This window comes from Xanthomonas sp. NCPPB 3200 (assembly GCF_056393585.1).
Genome location: NZ_CM150785.1, coordinates 4,489,622 through 4,513,549, shown reverse-complemented (window position 1 = coordinate 4,513,549; position 23,928 = coordinate 4,489,622). Strand labels below are relative to the sequence as shown.

The window sequence follows — 23,928 nt, the reverse complement described above, 5'->3', positions numbered from 1 at the left end:
CGCCATGGGCAACCTGCGTAGACGGTCAATCGCGGCCGCAGCAGCGGAGTCGACGCAATGAACACTGACATCATTTCCGGCAAGTGGACCCAGCTCAAGGGCAAGGCGCAGGCCAAGTGGGGCGACCTCACCGACGACGATTTCAAGGTTGCCGAGGGCAACGCCGAATATCTGCAGGGCAAGCTCCAGGAGCGCTACGGCTTGGATCGCGACCGCGCCCAGACCGAAGTGCGCGCCTTCGAAAAGTCGTTGCGCGACGACACCTGACGGTGCCGCGCAACCACGCCCACCCGCCGTGGTGAGCGCAACTGCACAGGACGGGCCGCTTGATGCGGCCCGTTCTGCGTCTGCCGCCGCTGCCGGTAGCGGCAGGTACAAGGCACCGTCTCGTTCATGCCAGGGGCACGGAACCGCTAAACTTGCGTGCTGACTCCCTGGCCTTACGCAGATGACCACTCGCGTCCTTACCGGCATCACCACTTCCGGCACCCCGCATCTGGGCAATTACGTCGGCGCGATCCGCCCGGCCATCCAGGCCAGTACGGCTGCCGATACGGAAAGCTTCTACTTCCTGGCCGACCTGCACAGCCTGATCAAGGCGCAGGACCCGGCGCGGACGCAGCGCTCCACATTGGAGATCGCCGCCAGCTGGCTGGCCTGCGGCCTGGACCCGGAAACGGTGTGGTTCTATCGCCAGTCCGATGTGCCGGAGACCACCGAGTTGCTGTGGCTGCTGACCTGCGTGGCCGGCAAGGGCATCCTCAACCGTGCGCATGCCTACAAGGCGGCGGTGGACAAGAATCGCGCCGACGGCGAAGACGACGATGCGGGCGTGACCGCCGGCCTGTTCATGTATCCGGTGCTGATGGCTGCAGACATCCTGATCTTCAACGCGCACAAGGTGCCGGTGGGGCGCGACCAGATCCAGCATATCGAGATGGCGCGCGATTTCGCCCAGCGCTTCAACCACGTGTATGGCCGCGACTTTTTCACCCTGCCCGAGGTGGTGATCGACGAGCAGGTCTCGACCTTGCCGGGTCTGGACGGCCGCAAGATGAGCAAGAGTTACGGCAACACGATTCCGCTGTTCTCACCGCGCGACGAACTGCGCAAGCTGGTGTTCTCCATCCTCACCGATTCGCGCGCGCCCGGCGAAGCCAAGGACACGCAGGGGTCGGCATTGTTCCAGCTGTACCAGGCCTTTGCCACGCCGCAGGAAACGGCGGCCTTTGCGCAGGCCTTTGCCGATGGCATCGGCTGGGGCGACGCCAAGCAACAGCTGTTCGAGCGTATCGACCAGGAGATCGCACCGCTGCGCACGCGCTACGAGGCGCTGATGGCCGAGCCGGCCAAGATCGAGGCGATTCTGCGCGCCGGTGGCGCACGTCTGCGCGCGCGCTACGCCACGCCGTTTTTGGCCGAGCTGCGTGCTGCGGTGGGGCTGCGCGATCTGTCCAGCCAGGGCGATGCGGCTACGACGCCAGCGAGCGAGAAGAGCGCGCCGCCGGTGTTCAAGCAATACCGCGAGAGCGACGGGCAGTTCTATTTCAAGTTGACCGATGGCGCCGGTGCGTTGTTGCTGCAGAGCGACGGCTTCGCCTCGCCACGCGATGCGGGCCAGCTGATTGCGCGGCTGAAGCAGGCCGAGCAGGGCAGCGACCTGCAATTGCCGGGCGTGCATGCGCAGGTGGAGGCGGAGTTGATCCTGGCGGCACTGCGCGTGTTGCGCGAGGCGTAACGACACTCATGGAGCCGGTGGCTAGACTGTGGCCTCTCGCATAGCCGTGGGGGAGCAATGACAGCGACTGCCGATTCCAGCATCCACACCATCGACACCGGCTTTGGCGGTGTGCAGTTCGATGCGGCGTACCTGATCGTCGAGGCGCAACGTGGCGCCTTCGTCGATTGTGGCACTTCGCTGTCGGTACCGCAGATGCTGGCCGCATTGCAGTCGGCCGGGCTGACGCCGGCGCAGGTGGACTGGCTGATCCTGACCCACGTGCATCTGGATCACGCCGGCGGAGCGGGTGCCTTGCTGCAGCACCTGCCCAATGCGCGGGTGCTGGTGCATCCGCGCGGCGCGCCGCACATGATCGACCCCGCCCGGCTGATCGCCGGTGCCACGGCGGTGTACGGCGCGGCGGAAATGGCGCGCAGTTACGGCGCGATCGTGCCGGTGCCGGCCGAGCGCGTGCTGGAAGCGGCCGACGGACAGACCGTGATGCTGGGCGAGCGCGCGCTGCGCACCATCGAGACGCCGGGCCACGCACGCCATCATCTGTGCGTGTGGGATGCGCGTAGCCGCAGCTGGTTCACCGGCGACACCTTCGGCCTGTCGTATCGCCAGCTTGATAGCGCGCAAGGCGCCTTCATCCTGCCGACCTCCTCGCCGGTGCAGTTCGAACCGGAGGCGATGCTGCACTCGATCGCGCGGCTGATGGAGACCGCGCCGCAGGCGATGTATCTCACCCATTACGGCCGGGTCGAATCGCCGGCACCGCTGGCGCAGGCTCTGGTCGAGCAGATCCATGCGATGACCGCCATCGCGCTGGACTGCGCGCAGCAAGCGGACCGCCGTCGCTGCATGGTGGCGGCGCTGACCGACCTGTATCTGCAGCGCGCCCGCCTGCACGGCTGCCGGCTGGACGATGCACGCGTGGCGCAGCTACTGGGCACCGATATCGAACTCAACGCGCAGGGCCTGGCGTGCTGGCTGGATCGCGCGACGCGTACCAATTAGCGCCACTGGAGTGGGTAACACCCCACTAGAACGCTGCAGCGAGTCGTCGCGTCGTTCGGCAACAGTCAAAAGCTGCGTCAGTCGAGCGCGCGGTGCCCTCACCGCTTGCGGGACTTGCCGTGAATCCGTGCGTGGAGGCGCGGTGGCGGCATCCATGCCGCCACACGGTCCCGCAACCGGCGAGGACACCGCACCAGAGAGTTGGTCGGCTGCTTTTGAAAGCTTGTTGCTCGGCTAGCGGTAGTAGATGAGACGTTTTTTAAGTTGCGTGTTGACACCTGCCTGCCGCTCGGCTCGCGATGGGAAGATGGTGAGGCGCTAATCGAACGAACAAGTGATCCGACCAGCGCAGGTCATGCACCGCTTTTAACCATGCACACCGACCATCCCGACGGGTCCTTGTCCGCTCACCGTCGCGGGACCTTACGCGGCATGGATGCCGCGTAAGAGCCTACATGGACGTACTTGCGGCGTGTCCCGCGATGGTGGGCGGGCAAGGGCCTTGCAGCCAAGCCGCAGATCCGCCGCCCTGCAACTGATCTGTCCGCACTGCACAGGCTCCGGAAAACCATGCCAAAACAATCGAGACCTTGAACCGTAACCGTGTTTGCGCGCAATCAGAGGCTCGATTCAAAAGCTCGGTGAGTCGAAGGCGCGATGCCATCACCACGCACGGGACAGGCCGTACACCCGCCCATTGAACTCCGTGACAGCATCCATGCAGCCCAAGGGGCCTGCTAGAGAGGAAGACATCGCGCCTGCCAACGCGTGTCAAAGCGCTCCCGTGACGGCCGCGCGCTTGTAAACTGTGTGTCATCTATCTGTTGCAAGGCCATGCCGTGAATCCGATGCGCATCCTGTTGTTGTCCGCCTGCCTGTTCGTGGGGGGCGTGGCGCAGGCCGCCAACGATCTGCCCGGTGGCGGCATCGATGCCGAAGCGTTGTCGCGGCACGTGCGCCTGCTGGCATCGGACGAGTTCGAGGGCCGTGCGCCGGCCAGTGCCGGCGAGCAGCGCACGGTCGATTACCTGGTCGAGCAGTTCAAGGCTGGCGGCCTGCAGCCGGGCGGCGAGCAGGGCGGTTGGACCCAGGCGGTGCCGTTGGTACGCGCCCAGGTCGATGGCCCGGTGCGCGCCAGCCTGCGTGTCGGGGGCAAGAGCCAGACGCTGGTCAATGGCACCGATGTGACCCTGCAGAGCCTGCGTCCACAGGACGCGGTGCGCTTGAAGCATGCACCGCTGGTGTTCGTGGGCTACGGCATCAGTGCGCCGGAGCGGCAGTGGGACGACTACAAGGGCGTTGACCTGCGCGGCAAGATCGCGGTGGTGCTGATCAACGATGCCGACTTCGAATCCAGCCAGCCTGGCGCCTTCGATGGCAAGGCGGTGACCTACTACGGCCGCTGGACCTACAAGTACGAAGAGGCCGCGCGTCGTGGTGCCGCCGGCGTGTTGATCGTGCACGAGACCGCGCCGGCCGCGTACGGCTGGGCGACGGTGCAGAGTTCGGGCCTGTCGCCGTTGTTCGATATCGAACGCAGCGATGCCGATGCGAAGGCGCAGCATGTGCCGGTGCGTGGCTGGATGCAGCAGGCGTTGGCGGTGTCGCTGTTTCAGCGCGCCGGGCTGGATTTTGCGCAGGCCAAGCTGCGCGCGCAGCAGCGCGACTTCGCCCCGGTGGCGTTGGGCGATGCGACGCTGTCGGTGGACTTCAAGCTCAAGCGCGAGCGCGTGGTCACGCACAACGTGGTGGCCAAGCTCACCGGCAGCCAGCATCCGGACGAGACGGTGATCTTCTCCGCGCACTGGGATGCCTTCGGCGTGGGCAAGGCCGATGCCGGCGGCGACACGGTGCGGCGTGGCGCGGTGGACAACGCCACCGGCGTGGCCAGCGTGCTGGAACTGGCGCGCGTGTTCGCGGCCGGCCCCAAGCCGCAGCGCACGCTGTATTTCATCGCGTTGACGGCAGAAGAGAAGGGCCTGCTCGGCGCCAACTATTACGCCGCGCATCCGCTGGCGCCGCTGGACAAGACCGTGGCGGTGCTCAACATGGAGATGTTCAGCCCCGATGGCCCCACCCGCGATATCGCCTCGTGGGGACGCGGACGGGTATCGCTGGAAGGCGATCTGGAAACCGCCGCCAAGGCGCGCGGCCGCAGCTATTCGCCGGATCCGAATCTGGAAGCGGGCTTCTTCTACCGCGCCGACCATTTCGCCTTTGCGCGCATGGGCGTGCCGGCGATCACCGCCGGTCCCGGGCTGGACATGCTCGACGGCGGCGTGACGGCCGGCAAGGCGCTGCGCGACAAGTATTTTGCCGAGTGCTATCACCAGCCCTGCGATCGCTGGACCCCGCAATGGGATGCCAGCGGCCACGCGGCCGACACCACCCTGGTCTACGATGTCGGCGTGGCGCTGGCCAACGGCCGGCAGTGGCCGAGCTGGCAGGACGGTTCGGAGTTCAAGGCGATCCGCGCCAGCAGCGACGCCGCGCGCAAGTAGGGCCGGCGGTGTGCAAACGCCTGCTGCTTTCGAGCCCGGGCGTCGGGCGATCGGCGAGGCGAACGTCAGTGCATCGGGCCATTGCGTGGCGGTTGGTCGAGCCGGCCTGCGGCGACCGCGCCGCCTATTTGCGGCACGGGTAGCGCTTGGCCAACGCCTGCACGATCAACGCAGGTGCGGCCTCGTCCAGGCGTGCATCGGGTAGCGCGCCGATATCGCTGATGATCGCCTGCATGTCCGGCGGGCCGCTCTTGCCGGCCGGCATGCACCATTGCGTGCGGTAGCTGCTGCTGGCGACGCCGAGCAGGTAAGCGCCGGCGCGGTTCGCCGAGAGCATGACCTTGAGCTCGGTTTGTTCGGGCGCGATCTCCGGCGCCAACGAACCGTCCAGCCCGGCCTCGAGGAGCTTGCGCCCGCTGGGCTCCCAGGGTTCGGGCACGCGTGCCAATGCACTGGCCGATAGCACGGTCAGGGCGGCCAACATCAAGCAGGGGACGCGACGCTGCATATGCACTCCGGGCCGGGGATCAATGTGCACCATACCGCGGCAGGCGCCCGAGAGGCGTACGACGTTGGCGTGGGCAGGTGATCTAGAATTGAAGCTTCCGCTGTATTTGGCAATCTTCGATGTCCTCTTCACACGATGCTGTGGCGCCTGCGCGCAGCGGCCTGGTCGTTGTCGCGTTGTTGCTGGTCTATGTGGTCTGGGGCTCGACCTATCTGGCGATCCGCTTTGCGTTGGAAGGCGGCGCGTTGCCGCTGACCATGGTGTCCGGGGCGCGCTTCGTCGTGGCCGGCACGGTGCTGTATGCGGTACTGCGCTGGCGCGGGGTGGCTGCGCCGACGCGCGCGCAATGGAAGAACGTGGCGATGATGGGCGCGGCCCTGTTGCTGCTGGGCAACGGCATGGTGGTGCTGGCCGAGCGCAGCGTGTCGTCGGGCCTGGCCGCCACCTCGGTGGCATCGGTGCCCCTGTGGATGGCCTTGTTCGGCGCCTTGCGCGGGCAGCACGCCAGCCGTGGCGAATGGCTGGGTATCGTGATCGGCTTTCTGGGCGTGGTCTGGCTCAACGCCGGCAGCAGCCTGACCGCCACGCCGGGCGGGCTGGTGTTGTTGCTGATCGCGCCGATCGGCTGGGCCTTCGGCTCGGTGTGGTCGCGCGGACGCGACCTGCCGTCGCCGTTCATGACTGCCGCCGGGCAGATGCTGTGCGGCGGCGTGTTGCTGGTCAGCACCGGCCTGCTGATCGGCGAGCGCCCACAGAGCCTGCCGACCTCGCAGGGGCTGCTGGCCGTGGCCTATCTGTGCGTGTTCGGCTCGATCGTGGCATTTACCGCCTACGTGTGGCTGCTGCATCACGTGCGCCCGGCGTTGGCCGGCAGCTACGCCTACGTCAACCCGGTGATTGCGGTGGCGTTGGGTGCGTGGCTGGGGCATGAGCGTTTCAGCGCGCACGACATCGGCGCGATGGCGGTGATCCTGTCCGGCGTGCTGGTGGTGACCCTGGCCAAGGCGCGGCGATGACGGCGGTCTCGCCGACCGAGGCGCGTCGCGGGCTGTTGATCACCGCATCGACCTTCGTGATCTGGGGCCTGGTGCCGCTGTACTGGCACCTGCTCAAGGCGGTGCCGTCGCTGCAGATCATCGCGCACCGCATCGTCTGGAGCGCGCTGCTGGTGGTGGCGTGGTTGCTGGCCAGCTCGGGCCTGCGCTGGTGGCGCGCCATCGCCGCGCAGCCGCGCGCGCTATGGATGCTGGCCGGCAGCAGCGTGGCGATTGCGTTCAACTGGGGCCTGTATATCTGGGCGATCAACGCCGGGCACGTGATCGAGGCCAGCCTGGGCTATTTCATCAATCCGCTGCTGAGCGTGTTGCTGGGCGTGCTGGTGCTGAAGGAACGCCTGCAGCGCATCCAGTGGGTGGCGGTGGTGTGTGCGGCGGTGGGCGTGCTGTGGCTGACCCTGGATGCCGGTGCGCCGCCGTGGATCGCGCTGGGGCTGGCGTTCTCGTTCGGTGCCTACGGCCTGCTGCGCAAGCTGGTGGCGGTGGATCCGGTGGCCGGGCTGGGCGTGGAAAGCGTGTACCTGTTCGTGCCGGCGCTGCTGCTGGCGGGCTGGGGCGAGCAGGGCCATGGCGGCGCCTTCCTGAGCGGCTGGGATCTGCGTACCGATCTGCTGCTGATCTTGGGCGGCGTGCTGACCGCGGTGCCGCTGATCGGGTTTGCGTATGGCGTGCGGCGGATTCCGCTGTCGCTGGTGGGCATCCTGCAATACATCGCGCCGAGCCTGCAGTTGCTGCTGGGCGTGTGGTTCTTCCACGAGCCGTTCGATCAGGGGCGCGCGATCGGATTTGCCGCGATCTGGGTGGGGCTGCTGCTGTTCGTCGGCGATAGCCTGTGGCGGCAGCGGCGGCCGGTGGTGGTGACGCCTTAAGCATCGGCCGCTGCGCGATCCGGGCGATCGCGCAGCGGCTGCGTTGCTAGGTGGGCAGCAGCGCGGTGCGCGCTTCGACAGCCTGCCGTTGCGCAGCTCCTGCCTGGATTCAGGGCGAGCAACAGACGACTGCGTTCACCGCGGTGCGGGTGCAGTCATCGGCATGTCATTCAGACCCACCGTTTCGGAACGCGCGGTCCGCTCCCGCCTGACGACCGTTCGCGACCTTCGTCCACCGCTCTCAGCCGCGCGGCGCCAACGCCGGTGTCGCCACCGCCAGCGTGGAGGTCGGCAGTGCCTGCGGCGCGGGGCAGTGGCCTGGATCCTGTTGCGTCTGCGCCAGCCACTGGTCGATCGGCCCACCCAGCAGATCCAGCCGCAGCGGCAGGCTCAGATGGGTTTCGCCAGGTAGCTCGACGTAGTGCGCGCGCGGGCTGGCCAGCGCCAGCGCACGCCCATGCGCGACCGGGATGTGCTGATCGGCATCGCCGTGCACCAGCAGCACACAGCTGCGCGTGTCGGCCAAGGCCTGCGTGACATCGACGTGGTCCAGGTCCAGCTGCAGCTGGCGGTCGGCGGCGGCGATCACCGCATCGATATTCTGGTCGGCATAACGCCAGCGCGCATACGCGGCCACCGCCTGCCCACGCCAGCCATTCGGTTGGCTGGCGAGCAGGTGCGGGACCATGTCGCGAATGCCGCGCCCGGCGTTGGCGAAGGATTCCATCGCCACCACGCCGGTCACGCGCGGCCCGAGCTTGTCGGCGGTGAACAGTGCGGTGGCGGCGCCGTAGGAAATGCCGAACAGGTACAGCGGGCCACGGATCTCGCCACGCGGTTGCAGCGCATCGAGCACGTCGATCACATCGTCGGATTCGCGCGTGCCGTAACCGGACGGGCCACCGCCGGAATGGCCATGGTTGCGCAGGTCGATGGTGATCACCCGGTAGCCGGCCTGCGCCAGCTCCAGCGACCATGGCAGCAGCGAATCGCCATCCATCATCCAGCCATGCAGCAGCACCACGGTGCCGCGCGGCGTCGGCGGGGTCGCGGTGGGCACCTTGAAACTGAAATCGACATCCAGCGCATGCGCCGGATCGTGGCGCTGGCCGAGATAGCGGTAGTGCATGGCGTACTGGCCGGGGTCGATCGCGCGCCAGAAGATCGGCACCTGATCGCGCGTGACCACATGCCCGCTGCGGTTGGGCACGGTGGCGATGGTAGCGGCAATGCGCTCCTCATCCAGCAACGGCGAGGTGCCGCCGGGTGCAACCAGGCGCTCGCTGAGCGAGGTGGAGGACGAGGAACAGCCGGCCAGCCACAGGCAGGCGCAGGCCAGCAGAATCAGGCGCGTCATGGGCGAAGATCGATGGATGCAACGGCCGGGCAGCCTACGGCCTGCCCGCCCCGCGCATCTACCGCAGTGCAGTGACAGAACGATGACAGCCCGCACTACGTTCAGCCGCAGCACCCGCACTCCCTCTGCCTTGGCTGTCACCATTCCCCAATCCCGATTCCCCATTCCCGGCGGGCCAAGGCCCGCGCTACACCTCACGCAAGGCAGTGGTGATCGGCAACCGCGCCGCCCGCAAGGCCGGGAACAGCCCGCCGACCAGGCCAATGCCCAGCGCCCATTTCAGCCCGCTCCACAACAGCTCCGGCGAGACCTTGAACTGGAACACGATCTGGCTGAAGTTGCTGCCCAGCGTGGACACGCTGTAGCCATTGAAGATGGCCCAGGCGATCAGGCCACCGAGCAAGCCGCCCAGCAGCGCCAGCAGCATGGTCTCCAGCATCAGCGCCATGATCACCGGCGTGCCGCGGAAACCGATCGCCCGCATCGTGGCGATCTCGCGCGCGCGCGTGGCCACCGCCGCATACATGGTGTTGAGCGCGCCGAACACCGCGCCCACCGCCATGATCGCGCCGATCACCGTGCCCAGGATGCTGATCAACCTGTTCAAGCCACCGCCCTGTTTGCCGTAGTAGGCACGGGTGGTTTCCACATCCAGTTTGAGCCGCGGATCGGCGGCCATGGCGGTCTTGAACTGGCTGAAACCGGCCTTGCCGGTGGTGCGCACGCTGATCGACTGGTAGGCGCTGCGGTTGTAGGTGGTGGCCAGCGTCTGCGCATCGGTCCACAGCTCCGAATCGTGCGCATCGCCGGAGGCGAACACGCCGACCACGGTCCATTGCTGGCTGCCGAGAGTGAGCGTCTTGCCCAGCTGCAGTCCGCGGAACTGAGTCAACGCGCCCTTGCCGACCACGATCTCGCGCAGGCCGGGGGTGAAGCGCCGGCCCTGCACCAGCCTGACCTTGTCGTGCACCGCCCAGGCCTGTTCGCCCACGCCACGCAGTTGCGCGTTGACGTCGGTGCCATCGGATCTGGAGGCGATGTTGACCACCTGCGAGAGCTCCGGCGACAGCAGCGGGCGGCCCCTGGCATCGGCGGCGATGCCGGGCAGGCTGCCGATCAGCGGCACCAGGTCGCGGGTGATCACCGAGTTGGTTTCGGCCTGCGAGCCGCCGCGCAGAACAATCGCGGTGGTGTCGTCGCCGGTGCTGTTGAGCGTGGCCTGAAACCCCTGGCCCATCGCCAGCATCGCCACCAGCACGCCGACCACACCGGCGATGCCGACCACGATCACCGAGCTGGCACCCCAGCGTTGCGGCAGTGTGGCAATGCCGATACGTGCGGCGGCCAACGACAGCCGGCCGCTGCGCGTGACAACCAGCCACACCGCCAGCAAGGCGGCGGCGACCAGCACGCCGATCCACGGCAGCGCGATCCACACGGCCAACCCGACGGCCAGCGACACGATCGACAGCAGATTGACCAGACGGTTCTTCCATTGGGTTTGCATTTGCCTGCTCCTGTCAGCGGCCGGCGAGGGCATCGACGATCTTCAAGCGCTGCGCGCGTCGCGCCGGCAGCACACCCACCACGATGCCGATGCCGGCCATCAGGCCCAGCCCGACCAACCAGGTCTGCAGCGGCACGCCCTGCACCGGCATCACCCCGCCGCTGCGTGCGGCCACCAGCGGGATCACCAGCGACGCCAGACCCATGCCGATCAACCCGCCCAGGCCGATCAACAGCACCGACTCCACCATCACCAGACTCAACACGGTGCGGTCCTGAAAGCCCAGCGTCTTGAGCGTGGCCAGCTCCGGTATGCGCTCGCGCACCGCCTGCGCCATGGTGTTGCCGGTCAGCAGCAGCAAGGTAAAGAACACCGCGGCCATGATCGAGGTGACGATCAGGCCGATATCGGCGAACTGTTTGATGAAGGCCTGCTGGAACGCCGATTCGGTCTGCGACTTGGTTTCATGATCGGAGTTGGCCGACAACGCGTCGATCGCCTGCGCCACACGCGAGGCCTGGTCGGCGTTGCGCAACGTCACCGTGTACCAGCTGACCCTGCTCTTGATGTAGTCGTTGGACTCGTCGAAGTATTTCCAGTTCATCATCAACTGGCGTTCCTGGTTGGCCGCCACCGCGCGGTCCTTCATGCGGAAGATGCCGACCAGTTGCAGCGGCCAGTCGTTGCTGCCGCCGCGCGGGAAGATGGTGGCCTGCAGCGGAATGGTGTCGCCGATCTTCCAGCCATTGGCCTTGGCCAGGGTCTCGCCGACGACGGCGCCGGTGCGCGTGGTCTGGAACGCCTTGAGCTGTTCCCTGGGCAGCTCGTACTCGCTGTAGACGTCGAAAAAATTGGGCGCTACCGAAAAGTTCGGGAAGAAATTCTTCGGGTCGCGGTAGATGCCGCCGAACCACATCGCCGAGGTCACATCGCGCACGCCCGGCACGCTGCGGATCTGCGGCTCCAGGCTGATCGGCAGCGATTGGGTGATCGACAGGCGCGAAGCCACCACCAGGCGGTTCACGCCGCTGACGCTGCCGCCGGAGGTGAAGGCCACGCGCACCGAATCGAGCATGCCGAACAGCAGGAACGCCGCCACCACCGACAGCAAGGTCAACAAGGTGCGGGTCTTGCTGCGGAACAACTGCGCCCACACCAGCCAGAGATACTTCATGGCAGCACTCCCTTAGAGCACGAGCGGCGCATCGGCCAGCTCGCCCTTGTCCAGATGGATGGTATGGGTGGCGTACTCGGCGGCCTTGGGGTCGTGGGTCACCATCACGATGGTCTTGCCGTGTTCGCGATTGAGTTCCTGCAGCAGGCGCAGGATCTCTTCGGCGTTATGGCGGTCCAGATCGCCGGTGGGTTCGTCGCAGATCAGGAACGTGGGGTCGGACACGATCGCGCGTGCAATCGCCACGCGCTGCTGCTGGCCGCCGGACAGTTCGCTGGGCTTGTGGTTGCGGCGTTCCTGCAGGCCGACCAGGGTCAGGGCGATTTCCGCATTGCGCTTGCGTTGCGCGGCGGTGAGCGCGGTGAGCAGCAACGGCAGCTCCACGTTCTTTTGCGCGGTGAGCATCGGCATCAGGTTGTAGAACTGGAACACGAAGCCGACGTGGTGACTGCGCCAGGTCGCGAGCTGGCCGCCGCTCATGCGGCCGATGCGCTCGCCCTGGATCTCGATCTCGCCACCGCTGGGGTTGTCCAGCCCGCCGATCAGATTGAGCAAGGTGGTCTTGCCCGAGCCGGACGGACCCATCAGCGCGACGAAGTCGCCGCTGGCGATCTCCAGGTCGATGCCGTGCAGCACCTGCACCTGCTCGGGGCCGCGTTGGTAGGTCTTGGTGATGTTGCGCAAGCTGACGAGGGCGGTCATGGCGACTCCTGATGGTGCAATGGAAAGAGGCAAGCGCGATGCGCACGGCGACCGCGATTGCATGAGGCGGCAACACGGCAACACGGCAACACGGCGATGCGGTGACGGTGAGGCGGCAAGACGGTACGAGGCTGGATGACGACAGACGCAACTGCTGGGTGACGTGCGCGACGACGCATGGCGGCGACAAGCAGGCGGCTAGGTCTGTACTGACCGATGACGCCGCTGGCTGTGGATCACCAACGCCGCTGCGATCGTTACTAAGTGCTTGCATTACCTTGCGCGATCGCAGCGCCATCCAGGTGCCACGATCGCATCAGCCATCGCCGCCACCGTGGGCGCCGCGCTCCCCGGAGCGGCGTCGCTGCCCAGCTGGTGACTGCAGTGACCGGCGCAGTTACTCGGCAGCGGCCGCGTCGGCTTCGGCCACCGCGTCGCCGTCTTTCAGGCCTTGCGGCGGATCCAGCACCACACTGTCGCCCGCACTCAAACCCGACACCACCTGGCGGTCCTCGCCCATCACCATCCCGGGAGTGACCGTCTTCATGCCGACGGTGTTGCGCTCGCCGACCACGAACGCGACCGTGCGCGTGTCGCGTTCGACCAGTGCCGCAGCCGGCACGCGCACGCCTTGCGGCTTGCTGGCCTCCTGCGTATTGGCCCGTTCCAGAAAGCTCACCCGCACGCCCATCTCCGGCACGATGCGCGGGTCCTTGAGCTTGAGCGCCACGCGCACCTTCACCGTGGCCTTGCCGCGGTCGGCCGTGGGAATGATGGCGATCACCTCGCCGGGAATCTTCCATTCCGGATAGGCGTTGAGCACCGCTTCCACCGGCATCTTCGGCTGCACGCGGCCGATGTAGGACTCGCCCACTTCCACTTCGATCTCCAGCGATTCCATGTCCACGATGGTGCCGATGCCGGTGCGGGTGAAGCCGCCGCCGGCCGACAGCGGCGAGACGATTTCGCCGGGCTGCGCGGCCTTGGCGGTGACCACGCCGGCAAACGGCGCACGCACCACGTTGAAGTCCGAGCGGATTGCCGAGATCGCCAGCTGGTCCGATGCCACGCGCACATTGCGTTGCGCATTCTGCAGCTGTGCGCGCAAGGCATCGCGCTGTGCGGTGGCCTGCTCGTACTGCGAGCGCGACACCAGTTGCGCACCGACCAGCGATTGCAGCCGCGCCGCATCGGCATTGGCCACTGCCAGTTGCGCCTGCATGTTGTCGACCTGGCTGCGTGCGGCCGACAGCTGCGATGCCGACAGCGTGCGCTGCGCATCGGCATCCAGCGGGTCCAGCGTGGCCATCACCTGGCCTTGTTCGACGCGCATGCCTTCTTCGATCATCACCTCGCGCACCTTGCCGGTGACCTGCGCCGACACCGTGGCCATGCGCCGCGCCACCACGTAGCCCGATGCGTCCAGCACCGAGGCACTGCTGCTGCCGGCGCTGATCGCCACCACCGCTGCGGTCTGTACCTTCGCCACCGGGCGACGGGTGAACCACCACGCCGCGGCCGCCAGCAGCACGATGACGATCACGGCGGCGATGATCCAGCCGCTGCGCCGTGCAGGTTCGGGGGCGGCAGGACGCTGGCGGTCGATGCGGAGTTGCTTGAGCAGATCGGCGGAAGTATTCATCGATGACCAGGACGGGATGCTGCGCGAAATGTGACCGGCCGCAGGCGGCGCCGCAAGCTGCCGGAAGTCACCAATGCGATCGCGGCGACGAACGGTAGCGCGACCAACGCTGCTGCCAGGTGCTGCGCAGCATGCGACCGCGATGGCGGCATCCACCAGTGACAGCTGTCACCTGCCGTGCATGACAGCGGCAACTGGCCGCGCCCTTCAGGATGGGCGAGGCTGCAGCATCGGGCGCCCGGTCGGGCCCGGCAGTGGCAGAATCCGATCACCTACATGGACCCACCTCGATGCGCGTGTCGTTACCCGCCTGGCTTCGCCCCGCCGCCAATTCGCAGGTTGCCGCGCGGCTGGCGCAGGGCCAGTCGCCGTGGATGGATGGCGTGCATCTGCTGTGGTCGAGCTGGGTGTTCGTGGTGCCGGTGTTTTCCTCGCGGGGGTACGACAGCACCTGGCTGCTGTGCACCCTGCTGTCGTATCCGGTCTTCCTGCTGCTGTATGCGCGCATGTTGCTGGCGCCGCGCGGCACCCTGTATCGCTACGCCTGGGCGATGGGTGTGCTCAGTGCCGCGTTGCTGCCGGTGTATCCCTCGGGAATCAGCTATTTCGTCTTCGCCTGCCTGAGCCTGCCCCCGTCCACACGGCAGGCCCTGTGGCGGCACTTCGCGATGCTGGTGGTGATGAACGTGCTCTACCTGGGCTGGGCGCACTGGCTGGGAATGCGCCTGCAATCGCTGGTGTGGTTGCCGGTGTCGGTGCTGGGCATGGCCGGTGTCGGTGCGGTGTACAGCATCAACGAACGCAAGGACGCGTTGCTGCGCCTGTCGCAGGACGAAGTGCGCCGGCTGGCCGCCACCGCCGAGCGCGAACGTATCGGCCGCGACCTGCACGATCTGCTCGGCCACACCTTGTCGCTGGTGGCACTCAAGTCCGATCTGGCCGCGCGCCTGATCGCGCGCGATCCGCAGGCCGCGCGCGGCGAGATCGATGCGGTGGCGCAGATTTCGCGCGATGCCCTGGCGCAGGTGCGGCGTGCGGTCACCGGCATTCGCGCCGCCGGGCTGGTGGCCGAGCTGGCGTCGGCGCGGGTACTGCTGGAGATGGACGGCATCGTGCTGGAACACGCACTGGAAACGCTGGCCTTGCCGCCCGAACACGAAACCGCACTGGCACTGGTGGTGCGCGAAGCGGCCACCAATGTGCAACGGCATGCGCAGGCCAGGCGGATGCGCGTGAGCCTGCGCGCGCAGGGCGAGCAGGCGGTGCTGGATATCAGCGACGACGGGCGTGGCGGGGTGATCGTGCCCGGCAATGGCCTGGACGGCATGCGCACACGCCTGCACGGCCTGGGCGGCGCGCTGGAAGTGGAAGCGCTGCCGCGCGGCATGCGCCTGCGCGCCAGCGTGCCGTTGCCGCAGCCCACGCTGGCGACGGCGCAGCCGCCCTTGCCGGTGCCGCTGCTGCCACCGTCGCGCTGATCGCGCACACGTCCACCGCATTGCACGCAATGCACGGCGGGCCCAAGCGCTGCTATCGTGCGCCACCGTTGTCTGCATATGAGCGCGCGCGATGATCCGGGTGTTGTTGGCCGAAGACCAGGCGCTGCTGCGTGGCGCGTTGGTCGCCTTGCTTGGGCTGGAAGACGATATCGAGGTGGTCGGCAGCGCAGGCGATGGCGAAACTGCCTGGCGCGAGCTGCAACGACTGCAGCCGGACGTGCTGATCACCGATATCGAAATGCCTGGCCTGACCGGTTTAGAGCTGGCCCAGCGCATCCAGCGCCAGGCACTGCCGGTACGGGTGATGATCGTCACCACCTTCGCCCGCCCGGGATTTCTACGCCGCGCGCTGGATGCCGGTGTGGCGGCGTATCTGCTCAAGGACGCGCCGGCCGAACAACTGGTCGGCGCCCTGCGTCAGGTGCAGCGTGGCGGGCGGGTGATCGACCCACAACTGGCGCTGGACGCCTGGGTCGAAGCCGATCCCTTGAGCGAACGCGAGCGCACGGTGTTGCGGCTGGCCGGCGAAGGCCGCTCGGCCAGCGAGATCGCGCAGCAATTGCAGTTGTCGCATGGCACGGTGCGCAATTACCTGTCCGAATGCATCGGCAAGCTGGGCGTGGCCAATCGCATCGAAGCGTATCGGCTGGCGCGGCAGAAAGGCTGGCTGTGACGCGGTGACGCAGACGCGTTGCGCTATCAGCGAGCGCAGCAATGGATGGCATGCTGCGCCGCGTATCTGTTGTGCATTGCCGCCTGCCGCTATTCCAAATAACGCGAAAAGCATGCCGCGCAGGCGCGGGTACACTGCCGGGCCAGAACGATCCCTGCGAGCGAACGGCATGAAATCCCTGTGGCTGTTGGGCCTGCTGATGGTGTGCGCATTCAACGCGTCTGCCGAGCAATTCAAGATCCTGGTGGCGGCGATTCCCAACCAGTATCACCACGACTATATCCCGGTCGCCAAGCCGCAATTCGAAGCGATGGCGCGCAAGCATTATGTCGAGTTGGTGTGGGCGTGGAATGCCAAGGCCTTCGATGGCGATCTATCGCAATACGCGGCGATCGTGCTGCTCAATACGCCGGCCACCGATCTGGATCCCACGCAGCGTGCGAACTTTCAGACCTACGTGCGCAACGGCGGCGGCGTGGTGGCGGTGCACAAGGCGTTTGCGATCAAGCGCGGCGAGTGGGAGTGGTACGACCATCTGATCGGCCGCTCGTTCCGCACCCATCCGTACATGCAGACCGCGATGGTCGACGTGGTGGACGCCAACTTCCCGGCCACTGCCGGCCTGCCCGCGCGCTGGGTGTGGACCGACGAATGGTACGAATACGATCCGCCGTACAGCGACGACCTGGTCACGCTGATGACGGTGGACGAAACCAGCTACGACCCCACGCTGATCTGGCCGGGCCAGGTCGCCAAGGGCATGGGCAAGCAGCACCCGGTGGCCTGGTACCACCATTTCGAAGGCGGCCGCGTGTTCGCCACCGCGCTCGGCCACCTGGCCGAGGCCTACAACGACCCACGTTATCTTGAGCATCTGTACGGCGGGATTTACTGGGCCGCCACCGGCAAGGGCATCCAAGCATCCGCGCCAGCGGCCAAGACAAAACGCCAGCGTTAAATCCTAGCCCCTCTCCCGCCGGGAGAGGGGTGAGGGTGCGCGGCAACGCCACTCCAGATGGCGGTCAACCCGATGCTTCGCCCGCACCCGCATCCGTCCTTGCGGGGCACCTTCTCCCGGCGGGAGAAGGGAGCCAGCAGCCATCCATCAACGCGCAGACCGCTCGCCACGCGCCATGCTGGAAAACACGCCATCGCGGCGCACCCAGGCATGGAACAGCGCCGCGCTCAGATGCCCCAGCACGGTGGCGAACAACAGGTACGCCAACCAGCCGTGCGCGCTCCGCAACCAGGCGTACAGCGCAGGATCGTGCGGCGCGATCGCCGGCAGGTTCGCGCCCGGCCATAGCACGATCGGATAAGCGCCGGCCGACAGCATCGCCCAGCCGATCAACGGCATGCCCAGCATCAGCGCATACAACAACCAGTGCGAAGCGGTCGCCGCGGCCTTCTGCCAGGCCGGCAGGTCGGCCGGCAGCGGTGGCGGGCGGTTGCGCAGGCGATTGATCAGGCGCAGCACCGCAAGGATCAGGATCGCAATGCCCAAGGGGCGATGCAGATCGATCAACCACGGCCGCTGCGTCACCGAAGCCACCATGCCCACGCCGACGAACAGCATGGTCAGGATCATCGCGGCCATCAACCAGTGCAGCACGCGTGCGGGCAGATTGAAGTGGGTATGGCTGCTCATTGGCGTGCTCCCTGGCCGGTGGCGGCGCTGCCTGTGCCATTGGCGATCTCATGCTCGCGCCGGTTGAACGATTGCGAATACACCGACGAGCGCGCCGCCAGGATCGGGTCGTTGGATCCGGCAATGCCCTTGGGCAGGATCAGCGGGTCGTAATTCAGGTCGCGGCACGGGCCGGTGGCCTGCGGCTCGGCATGATCGATCGATACCGTGCCGGCGACGATCTGCTTGCGGCTTTCCGGCCATGGCTGCGAGGGATCGTCCACCGCATCGCCCGGCTCGGCCATGGTCAGCACCAGGTCCCAACGCAGCGGCCCCTGCGCCAGGCGCGTGTCCAGATCGGTGGCGAGAAAATCGCCATCGGCCTGCGCGCGCTGTTCGGCGCTGAGCTCCTGGAACGGGGTATGCGGACGCATCGACCAGCGGATGTAGCGCTCGCGTCCATCGGCGGCAATCGCGCGGAACGCATTGACCCCGTTGTATTGCGTATTGGCCCAGCTGTTGGACCACGGTGCGGTCTTGGCCCACTGCTGGAACTTGGCCGCTTCCGGATACTGCTTGCCGAACGCGGCCAGCTTGGCCGGGTCGGGTTTGCCAGTCGCCGGGTCCGGCCGCGATGCCACGTTCAATGCCTGGAAACCGGCCGGCGTGGCCACCACGAAGAACGGAAAACTGTTCATCGCGGTGCGCCATTCCTGCCCGTCGTCGCTGCGCAACAGCAATGCCATGCTGCGTACGCGTGCCGCACCATCGGCGCCATGCGGGTCGCCGCCGCCGATCGACAGGCGCCCGAGTACCGGCGTACTGGCCTGGCTGAAGATGCGTGCCGACGACAGCCAGGTGGCCTTGCCGCTGGCCTTGAAGTCCCCGCTCACACACACGCCCTTGGTATGTGCGCGGCGAAAGCCCGGATGCGGCGGCCCGCTGGCCTCGATGGTGTCGGTCATGCGCGCGGCGGTCAGCCGGTCGCCACCGATCCAGCCGGCGGTCCAGGCGAACGCAACCGCCAGGCCGCCGGCAATCGCGGCGATCCCCAGCAAGGGCGCCACGCGAACGCGTCCATGCTGTGGCGGTGGGGAAGGAGGTGGCAAGGTCATGGCTGGCTCCAGGGGTCGGTGCGGTGAGTGGTCGATGCAGTGAGACGACGTGCAGGCCGACTTATTCCCGTGATCGCCCAGGCGTTGTGGCACGCGCATCGAACTTGGGAATAGTCCACGCTCCAGCGCGTCTACTTTGTGATGCCACCACCAAACCTGCCGATGGATGCTCTGGACGATGACCAACTGCGTGCTGTGCTGCCGGCGCTGCGTCGCTTCGCGCGCTCGCTGAGCGGCGAGCCCGCCAGCGCCGACGACCTGGTGCAGGCCACGCTGGAACGTGCGCTGCGGCGTTGGCGCACCCGCCATACCGCTGAGGCCCTGCAGCCGTGGCTGTTCGCCATCCTGTACCGGCAGTTTCTGGACGGGCAGCGCCGCGCCGCGCGCTGGCAGCGCGTGGTGGGCTTGTTCGCACCGCAGCAGCCCAGCCAGTCCGCATCGGCCGAGCAGGTGCACGACGGCCGCGCCATGCTGGCCAGCCTGGCGTTGCTGCCGCCGGAACAGCGCGCCTTGCTGCTCCTGGTCAGCGTGGAGGGTTTCAGTTACCGCGAGGTGGCCGACACCCTCGGCATCCCGATCGGCACGGTGATGTCGCGGCTGTCGCGTGCGCGCGAACGCCTGCGTGCATTGAACGAAGGCCACGTGCGCCACGCACCTGCATTGAGGATCCTGAAATGACCAGCACGCCGCCGCCTGACGAACACGCACTGCACGCCTATGTCGATGGCCGGCTGGAGCCGGCGCAACGCGCAGCGGTGGCCGCCTGGTTGCAGGCGCACCCGGCGCAGGCCGCGCGCGTGGCCGGCTGGAAACGCGATGCCGAAGCGCTGCGCGCCGCGCACGCCGGCCTGGAGCCGGAGATGGCCACGCTGGCGCTGACGCCTGCGGCGATTCGCCGTGGCCTGCAGCAACGCCGCCGGACCCTGGCGGCCATGGCCGCCAGTTGCGTGCTGGCGCTGGGCCTGGGCACCGGGCTGGGCTGGCAGTTGCGCGAGAGCCGGCTCGCCATTCAGCGCGTGCCGATGGCTGATGCAGTGGCCGCCTACCGCCTGTTTGCCGATGTCGACGCGCATCCGGGCGTTGCGTTGGAGGTGCAGCGCCGTACGGAGTTGGAGCCGTGGTTGCGCACGCATTTCGGCAATGCCGGTGTGGTGCCGGATCTGCGCGCGCAGGGCTATGTGCTGCGCGGCGGGCAGCTGCTTTCCACACCGGAAGGCGCGGCAGCGATGCTGGTCTACAGCGATGCCGACGGCGCGCGTATCGGCCTGTATCTGCGTCCGCGCAGCGGGCCGATGCCCACCGGCGAACGACGCGATGGCCGTCTACTGGCGCAGTACTGGGCCGAAGGCGAGACCGCGTTTGCGCTGGTCGGCCCGGCGACGCAGACGCGCATGCGCACGATCGCGCCGTTGCTGCGCAGCCAGGGATGACCGGCGCGACTCAAGCTGCGTGCTGATGGCCCGCGCGCGCTACGTGCGCGGCGAGCTCTGCGAGCTCAGCCGCCGTAGCGTTGCTGGAGCATCGCAAAGGCCGAGCGCAGCGCCAGCGCCTCGCCGCCCGCCGGGCGGCCGGGGCGGTCGCTGTCGTTCCAGGCGTACACGTCCAGATGGGCCCACAGCTGGCCCGGCGCGACAAAGCGCTCCAGGTACAGCGCGGCGGTGACCGCGCCGGCCATGCGCGAGCCGGCGTTGGCCATGTCGGCGACGTGGCTGTTGAGGTAACGCAGATACGGGCGCCACAGCGGCATGCGCCAGACCGGGTCGCGGGTCTGCTCGCCGGCACGCAGCCAGGCCTGCGCCAGCGCATCGTCGTTGGCGAACAGCGCGGGCAGGTCCGGCCCCAAGGCGATGCGTGCGGCACCGGTGAGCGTTGCGAAATCCAGGATCAGATCGGGGCGCTGCTCGGTGGCGTAGCTCAGCGCATCGCACAGCACCAGGCGGCCTTCGGCATCGGTGTTGTCCACTTCCACCGTGACGCCGGCGCGGGTGGTGATGACTTCGCCCGGGCGGAACGCATCCGGGCCGACGGCGTTTTCCACCGCGGCAATCAACAGGGTCAGTCGTACCGGCAGCTGCTGCGCCATCACCAGGCCGGCCAGCGCCAAGGCATGCGCCGCGCCGCCCATATCCTTCTTCATGTTGCGCATGCCATCGGCCGGCTTCAGATCCAGCCCGCCGGTGTCAAAGCACACGCCCTTGCCAACCAGCACCAGATGCGGATGCGCCGCATCGCCCCATTGCAGCTGGATCAGCCGCGGCGCCCGGTGCGAGGCACGCCCGACCGCGTGGATGGTGGGGAAGTTCTGCGCCAGCAATTGCTCGCCGACGATGGCATCGACCTGGGCGCCATGCGTTTGCGCCAGTGCGCGCGTGGCCTCTTCCAGATGCTGCGGGCCCATGTCCTCGGTCGGCGTATTGACCCAGTCGCGCACGCGGATGCAGGCCTCGATCAAGGCGCGCGTCTGCGGTGTCGGCGTAGCGGCAAGTTCGGCCGGTGCGCGCGGTACCTTGCGGTAGCGCGAGAAGCGGTACGCACCCAGGCCCCAGCCCAGGTGCAGCAGCGCCTGCTCGCTCTCGCTCAGCGTGTTGGCCAGGGTCCAGCGGCTGGCCGGCGGCAGCGCCATCGGTGCATGCGCGTAGGCGTAGGCATCGGCGCGGTCGCCGATGCCCAGCACCGCGCCGGCCAGCCCCTGTTCGCCCGGCAACAACAGCACGCTGCCCGGCGCGGCATCGAACCGTTGCGCCTGTGCCCACGACAGCACGTGCGTGGGCTGCTCGGCGCACCAACGTGCAAAGCCTTCGCGGTCGAGCACATGCAGCGGCAAGGCTGCGGCGTTGGGATCGATGAAACCGGTGAGCTGCGACATGGAAATCCTCGGAGGCGGCGCCATGCGCCGAGCAAAAAGTGGCTCAGGCGGGAAGGCGGATGCCGGCGTGTGCGGGGTCGGGGTGCGGCTGCTGCGCGTCCAGCCAGTCGGCCAGCCCGGTCATGGAGTCGAACTCCAGATCCGGTTGCTGGGTCGGGTGCGACCACTGCGCTCCATCACGGTTGATCCAACAGGCGCGCAGCCCGGCATCCAGCGCGCCCAGTACGTCCATGCGCACGTGGTCGCCCACATGCAGCACCTGCGCCGGCGGTACCTCCAGCCGCGCACATGCAGCCAGGAAGATGCTCGGATCCGGCTTGGCGCTGCCGTGCTCGCGCGAGCCCAGCTGAAACGCGAAGTGATGCATCAGCCCGATGCGTTGCAGATCGGCATTGCCATTGCTGAGCGCCGCCACCGGCACATGCGCGGCGATACGCCCCAGCGCGTCCAGCGCATCCGGGTAGCACTCCACCTGGTTGCGCGCGGCGTAGAAGACGTCGTACGCAGGCTCCAGCAAGGCCAGGTCGCCGCCGCTCTCGCGCAGCGCCATTTCCAGCGTCAACCGCCGCAGCGCGCTGAGGTCATGATGCAGGTGCGGGTTGTCGGCAAAGCTGCGCTCGCGCAGTTCGCGCATTGCCTCTACCGGAAACCGCTCGGCGGTGACCGGGCTGTGCTCGCGCATCCAGTCGTACAACACCTGGTCGATCCGCGCCCCGATCGGCGCAAAGGGCCACAACGTATCGTCGAGGTCGAGGGTGATGGCGCTGATTTGGAAGCTCATCGCGAAATTGTAATGCCGGGAATGGGGAGTCGGGAATCGAGAATGGGTAGAGCGCAGCCACTGCTCTTGCGATTCCCGATTCCCAACTCCCGATTCCCGGCTACTCCAGCAGCCGCGCCCAACGCTGCATTCCCTCCACCCGGCTCAGCACCATCTTGATGCAGACCAGCAGCGGTACCGCCAGCAGCAGGCCGACCATGCCCCATAGCCAGCCGAACAGCATCAACGCCAGGATCAGCATCAGCGGCGAGATCGCCATGCGGCGGCCGAGCACGATCGGGGTGACCACCTGGCCTTCGATGGTGTGCAGCGCCAGGTACAGGATCGCCGGCAGCATCGCCGACAAGGTAGTGCGGAATTCCACAAAGCCCATCAGCAGCATCAGCATCACGCCGATCAACGGGCCCACATACGGCGCGAAGTTGAGCAGCGCCACCACCGTGCCCCACAGCAGCGCTTCGGGCAGCGGAATCTTGAGCACATACAGAATGCCTGCGAAGACCAGCCCGACCAGCGTATTGATCACGCTGATAGTGAGCACGTAGCGCGAGACCTCGCGCTCGATGTCCAGCATGATTTCGGTGGTGAAGCGTTGCTGCTGTCGGTTGGGCAGCAAGGCGATCGCATGCCGTTGCAGGCTTTCGCCGTAGACCATGAAGAAGAACGTCAGCAGCACCACCGCAAGCACCGAGGCGGCCAGCTTCGGCGTGCGCACCAGCGCCTTGTAGGGGTCGTCCATCTGCGTGCGCACGATCTGCACGCTGCGCTGGCCATCGCCGCCGGCCGCGCGTGCAAAGTTTTCCGCGGCCTGGTTGGCCTGCATCACCGGCTTGGTGAAATCGCGCACGTCGCGCGCGATCTGGCGCATCTGCCGGGGCGCCTGCTGCACCCATTCGGCGGCCGGCCCGGCCAGCTGCGCGGCCAGTGTCACGGTACCGGCCAGGCCCAGGCACAGCACCATCAAGGCGCCGAGGAAGCGGGGGATGTACAGCTTGCGCAGACCGCGCAGGATGGGGTTGCCGATCAGGGCAAAGAAGGCGGCCAGCATCACCGGCAGGATGATCGTCTGTGCAGCCCACAGCGTATAACCCACCGCAAGCGTGGCCAGCACCACCAGCGAGACCGGTGCGCGCGGGCGCGGTGCCGGTGGCGGCGGGAGCGAATCTGCCGCAACGGCAGCATCCATAGAATCGACGGGAAGAGTCATGCGCGCCCTGGCAGCAGACTGGCGTGCTGCCAGCGGTGGGCCATTATCAGCCGAACGCGTCAACGCAGCGCACAGAGGGTGTGCGTGTAACGTCAGTCCTTAATA

The 23,928-nt window shown here is 67.4% G+C and carries 22 protein-coding genes; 11 read left to right on the top strand and 11 right to left on the bottom strand.

Annotation, left to right across the window (positions count from 1 at the left end):
- The first annotated feature begins 57 nt into the window (after window positions 1–57).
- From AC06DU_RS19525 to AC06DU_RS19510, 4 genes are all read left to right on the top strand, one after another.
- A complete protein-coding gene (locus tag AC06DU_RS19525; RefSeq protein ID WP_478203047.1) occupies window positions 58–267 on the top strand; it encodes a CsbD family protein in 210 nt (69 codons plus the stop codon).
- A gap of 181 nt (window positions 268–448) precedes the next feature.
- Window positions 449–1,738: a tryptophan--tRNA ligase gene (locus tag AC06DU_RS19520; RefSeq protein ID WP_478203046.1), complete on the top strand. Its 1,290-nt coding sequence runs from the start codon at window positions 449–451 to the stop codon at window positions 1,736–1,738.
- Between the two features lie 57 nt (window positions 1,739–1,795).
- The gene (locus AC06DU_RS19515; RefSeq protein ID WP_478203045.1) at window positions 1,796–2,740 is read left to right on the top strand and encodes an MBL fold metallo-hydrolase; all 945 of its coding nucleotides are present in this window, start codon (window positions 1,796–1,798) and stop codon (window positions 2,738–2,740) included.
- An 848-nt stretch (window positions 2,741–3,588) separates the two neighbouring features.
- On the top strand, window positions 3,589–5,241 hold the full coding sequence (locus AC06DU_RS19510) for a M28 family metallopeptidase (RefSeq protein ID WP_478204458.1): 1,653 nt from the start codon (window positions 3,589–3,591) through the stop codon (window positions 5,239–5,241).
- Between the two features lie 124 nt (window positions 5,242–5,365).
- On the opposite strand, the gene AC06DU_RS19505 is transcribed toward AC06DU_RS19510, so the two are convergent.
- Entirely contained in the window at window positions 5,366–5,782 is a 417-nt protein-coding gene (locus AC06DU_RS19505) for a Rap1a/Tai family immunity protein (RefSeq protein ID WP_478204457.1), read from the bottom strand.
- Window positions 5,783–5,868: 86 nt separating this feature from the next.
- On the opposite strand from AC06DU_RS19505, the gene yedA reads away from it, so the two are divergent.
- Complete coding sequence (gene yedA / locus AC06DU_RS19500) at window positions 5,869–6,765, top strand: drug/metabolite exporter YedA (protein ID WP_102251088.1); 897 nt, start codon at window positions 5,869–5,871, stop codon at window positions 6,763–6,765.
- Window positions 6,762–7,673, top strand: a complete 912-nt coding sequence (rarD, locus tag AC06DU_RS19495) for an EamA family transporter RarD (protein ID WP_102251087.1) — start codon at window positions 6,762–6,764, stop codon at window positions 7,671–7,673. The genes yedA and rarD overlap by 4 nt, the downstream gene beginning before the upstream one ends.
- A gap of 241 nt (window positions 7,674–7,914) precedes the next feature.
- Here the strand turns inward: rarD and AC06DU_RS19490 are convergent, their stop codons facing one another.
- The 5 genes from AC06DU_RS19490 to AC06DU_RS19470 form a co-directional block, all read right to left on the bottom strand.
- Window positions 7,915–9,030 (bottom strand): alpha/beta fold hydrolase, encoded by a 1,116-nt coding sequence (locus AC06DU_RS19490; protein ID WP_024939054.1) that lies wholly within the window; start codon window positions 9,028–9,030, stop codon window positions 7,915–7,917.
- Between the two features lie 187 nt (window positions 9,031–9,217).
- A complete protein-coding gene (locus AC06DU_RS19485) occupies window positions 9,218–10,537 on the bottom strand; it encodes an ABC transporter permease (protein ID WP_184381511.1) in 1,320 nt (439 codons plus the stop codon).
- A 13-nt stretch (window positions 10,538–10,550) separates the two neighbouring features.
- On the bottom strand, window positions 10,551–11,711 hold the full coding sequence (locus AC06DU_RS19480; protein ID WP_102251085.1) for an ABC transporter permease: 1,161 nt from the start codon (window positions 11,709–11,711) through the stop codon (window positions 10,551–10,553).
- A 12-nt stretch (window positions 11,712–11,723) separates the two neighbouring features.
- Window positions 11,724–12,413, bottom strand: a complete 690-nt coding sequence (locus tag AC06DU_RS19475; protein ID WP_478203044.1) for an ABC transporter ATP-binding protein — start codon at window positions 12,411–12,413, stop codon at window positions 11,724–11,726.
- A 397-nt stretch (window positions 12,414–12,810) separates the two neighbouring features.
- Window positions 12,811–14,055: an efflux RND transporter periplasmic adaptor subunit gene (locus AC06DU_RS19470; protein ID WP_478203043.1), complete on the bottom strand. Its 1,245-nt coding sequence runs from the start codon at window positions 14,053–14,055 to the stop codon at window positions 12,811–12,813.
- A gap of 290 nt (window positions 14,056–14,345) precedes the next feature.
- On the opposite strand from AC06DU_RS19470, the gene AC06DU_RS19465 reads away from it, so the two are divergent.
- The 3 genes from AC06DU_RS19465 to AC06DU_RS19455 all read left to right on the top strand — a co-directional run bounded on the left by AC06DU_RS19465 (window position 14,346) and on the right by AC06DU_RS19455 (window position 17,185).
- Window positions 14,346–15,533: a sensor histidine kinase gene (locus AC06DU_RS19465; protein WP_065033469.1), complete on the top strand. Its 1,188-nt coding sequence runs from the start codon at window positions 14,346–14,348 to the stop codon at window positions 15,531–15,533.
- Between the two features lie 91 nt (window positions 15,534–15,624).
- Window positions 15,625–16,227 (top strand): response regulator transcription factor, encoded by a 603-nt coding sequence (locus tag AC06DU_RS19460; protein WP_039524779.1) that lies wholly within the window; start codon window positions 15,625–15,627, stop codon window positions 16,225–16,227.
- Between the two features lie 169 nt (window positions 16,228–16,396).
- Window positions 16,397–17,185, top strand: coding sequence for a ThuA domain-containing protein (locus AC06DU_RS19455; protein WP_047129996.1), 789 nt, complete (start codon window positions 16,397–16,399; stop codon window positions 17,183–17,185).
- A gap of 147 nt (window positions 17,186–17,332) precedes the next feature.
- On the opposite strand, the gene AC06DU_RS19450 is transcribed toward AC06DU_RS19455, so the two are convergent.
- The gene (locus AC06DU_RS19450; RefSeq protein WP_016902642.1) at window positions 17,333–17,875 is read right to left on the bottom strand and encodes a cytochrome b; all 543 of its coding nucleotides are present in this window, start codon (window positions 17,873–17,875) and stop codon (window positions 17,333–17,335) included.
- Window positions 17,872–18,969, bottom strand: a complete 1,098-nt coding sequence (locus tag AC06DU_RS19445; RefSeq protein WP_478203042.1) for a catalase family peroxidase — start codon at window positions 18,967–18,969, stop codon at window positions 17,872–17,874. Before AC06DU_RS19445 ends, AC06DU_RS19450 begins: the two co-directional genes overlap by 4 nt.
- Before the next feature lie 162 nt (window positions 18,970–19,131).
- On the opposite strand from AC06DU_RS19445, the gene AC06DU_RS19440 reads away from it, so the two are divergent.
- Window positions 19,132–19,647, top strand: coding sequence for an RNA polymerase sigma factor (locus AC06DU_RS19440; protein WP_016902644.1), 516 nt, complete (start codon window positions 19,132–19,134; stop codon window positions 19,645–19,647).
- Window positions 19,644–20,399 (top strand): anti-sigma factor family protein, encoded by a 756-nt coding sequence (locus tag AC06DU_RS19435; RefSeq protein ID WP_115509918.1) that lies wholly within the window; start codon window positions 19,644–19,646, stop codon window positions 20,397–20,399. Before AC06DU_RS19440 ends, AC06DU_RS19435 begins: the two co-directional genes overlap by 4 nt.
- A 65-nt stretch (window positions 20,400–20,464) precedes the next feature.
- Here AC06DU_RS19435 and AC06DU_RS19430 read toward each other — a convergent pair whose 3' ends face one another.
- The 3 genes from AC06DU_RS19430 to AC06DU_RS19420 all read right to left on the bottom strand — a co-directional run bounded on the left by AC06DU_RS19430 (window position 20,465) and on the right by AC06DU_RS19420 (window position 23,823).
- Window positions 20,465–21,835 (bottom strand): leucyl aminopeptidase family protein, encoded by a 1,371-nt coding sequence (locus tag AC06DU_RS19430; protein WP_039524791.1) that lies wholly within the window; start codon window positions 21,833–21,835, stop codon window positions 20,465–20,467.
- Window positions 21,836–21,878: 43 nt separating this feature from the next.
- The gene (locus AC06DU_RS19425; protein WP_478203041.1) at window positions 21,879–22,616 is read right to left on the bottom strand and encodes an HAD family hydrolase; all 738 of its coding nucleotides are present in this window, start codon (window positions 22,614–22,616) and stop codon (window positions 21,879–21,881) included.
- Between the two features lie 100 nt (window positions 22,617–22,716).
- Window positions 22,717–23,823, bottom strand: coding sequence for an AI-2E family transporter (locus AC06DU_RS19420; RefSeq protein WP_026064355.1), 1,107 nt, complete (start codon window positions 23,821–23,823; stop codon window positions 22,717–22,719).
- Window positions 23,824–23,928 lie beyond the last annotated feature (105 nt).

Bases quoted from the DNA above. Each gene is read 5' to 3' on its own strand.
- AC06DU_RS19425 (WP_478203041.1), bottom strand. From the start codon at position 22,616: ATGAGCTTCCAAATCAGCGCCATCACCCTCGACCTCGACGATACGTTG.
- AC06DU_RS19505 (WP_478204457.1), bottom strand. From the start codon at position 5,782: ATGGTGCACATTGATCCCCGGCCCGGAGTGCATATGCAGCGTCGCGTC.
- AC06DU_RS19480 (WP_102251085.1), bottom strand. From the start codon at position 11,711: ATGAAGTATCTCTGGCTGGTGTGGGCGCAGTTGTTCCGCAGCAAGACC.
- AC06DU_RS19460 (WP_039524779.1), top strand. From the start codon at position 15,625: ATGATCCGGGTGTTGTTGGCCGAAGACCAGGCGCTGCTGCGTGGCGCG.
- AC06DU_RS19470 (WP_478203043.1), bottom strand. From the start codon at position 14,055: ATGAATACTTCCGCCGATCTGCTCAAGCAACTCCGCATCGACCGCCAG.
- AC06DU_RS19455 (WP_047129996.1), top strand. From the start codon at position 16,397: ATGAAATCCCTGTGGCTGTTGGGCCTGCTGATGGTGTGCGCATTCAAC.
- AC06DU_RS19515 (WP_478203045.1), top strand. From the start codon at position 1,796: ATGACAGCGACTGCCGATTCCAGCATCCACACCATCGACACCGGCTTT.
- AC06DU_RS19490 (WP_024939054.1), bottom strand. From the start codon at position 9,030: ATGACGCGCCTGATTCTGCTGGCCTGCGCCTGCCTGTGGCTGGCCGGC.
- AC06DU_RS19435 (WP_115509918.1), top strand. From the start codon at position 19,644: ATGACCAGCACGCCGCCGCCTGACGAACACGCACTGCACGCCTATGTC.
- AC06DU_RS19485 (WP_184381511.1), bottom strand. From the start codon at position 10,537: ATGCAAACCCAATGGAAGAACCGTCTGGTCAATCTGCTGTCGATCGTG.
- AC06DU_RS19520 (WP_478203046.1), top strand. From the start codon at position 449: ATGACCACTCGCGTCCTTACCGGCATCACCACTTCCGGCACCCCGCAT.
- yedA (WP_102251088.1), top strand. From the start codon at position 5,869: ATGTCCTCTTCACACGATGCTGTGGCGCCTGCGCGCAGCGGCCTGGTC.
- rarD (WP_102251087.1), top strand. From the start codon at position 6,762: ATGACGGCGGTCTCGCCGACCGAGGCGCGTCGCGGGCTGTTGATCACC.
- AC06DU_RS19450 (WP_016902642.1), bottom strand. From the start codon at position 17,875: ATGAGCAGCCATACCCACTTCAATCTGCCCGCACGCGTGCTGCACTGG.
- AC06DU_RS19510 (WP_478204458.1), top strand. From the start codon at position 3,589: ATGCGCATCCTGTTGTTGTCCGCCTGCCTGTTCGTGGGGGGCGTGGCG.
- AC06DU_RS19465 (WP_065033469.1), top strand. From the start codon at position 14,346: ATGCGCGTGTCGTTACCCGCCTGGCTTCGCCCCGCCGCCAATTCGCAG.
- AC06DU_RS19525 (WP_478203047.1), top strand. From the start codon at position 58: ATGAACACTGACATCATTTCCGGCAAGTGGACCCAGCTCAAGGGCAAG.
- AC06DU_RS19440 (WP_016902644.1), top strand. From the start codon at position 19,132: ATGGATGCTCTGGACGATGACCAACTGCGTGCTGTGCTGCCGGCGCTG.
- AC06DU_RS19430 (WP_039524791.1), bottom strand. From the start codon at position 21,835: ATGTCGCAGCTCACCGGTTTCATCGATCCCAACGCCGCAGCCTTGCCG.
- AC06DU_RS19420 (WP_026064355.1), bottom strand. From the start codon at position 23,823: ATGACTCTTCCCGTCGATTCTATGGATGCTGCCGTTGCGGCAGATTCG.
- AC06DU_RS19445 (WP_478203042.1), bottom strand. From the start codon at position 18,969: ATGACCTTGCCACCTCCTTCCCCACCGCCACAGCATGGACGCGTTCGC.
- AC06DU_RS19475 (WP_478203044.1), bottom strand. From the start codon at position 12,413: ATGACCGCCCTCGTCAGCTTGCGCAACATCACCAAGACCTACCAACGC.